Below are 360 nucleotides of genomic sequence, written 5' to 3'. Positions count from 1 at the left end.
ATCCGCTATCACCTACTCCAACAAGGGAAAGTTCGTCCTAACCACTTACATCGATTAGGGACAAACTTTGTTTCGGCAAAAGCACAGGCGAAAGTTGTTTAGCATTTATTAGAGACAGCATTTTTAACTGAGGCAGAAGAAGCGGTCCTCAGACGAGGGCGTAATGCAACTTCAGGTACTGTTCCGAAAAATACAGATGTACAAACATATCGATATAGTACAGCCTTTGAAGCGCTAAGTGGCTATCATCATTTATTCAATAATCGCGAACGATTAGACGAACTTGTATATAAGGCAATTGCTGTTTTCGAAGACAAGGAAGGGGGCACCTCATCATGAGTCAGTCTCTTATACACAACT

1 pseudogene is annotated in these 360 nt (G+C 41.7%); it reads left to right on the top strand.

The window, feature by feature from the left end:
• A pseudogene (locus tag K5S59_RS29885) lies at nucleotides 1-339 on the top strand (Mini-ribonuclease 3); the annotation flags it as partial.
• Nucleotides 340-360: the final 21 nt, after the last annotated feature.

It is taken from the genome of Bacillus sp. BML-BC051 (genome assembly GCF_019656175.1).
GTDB lineage: Bacteria > Bacillota > Bacilli > Bacillales > Bacillaceae_G > Bacillus_A > Bacillus_A mobilis.
Note: the sequence above shows the minus strand (reverse complement) of the source record. Positions and strands in the feature narration are given on the sequence as shown.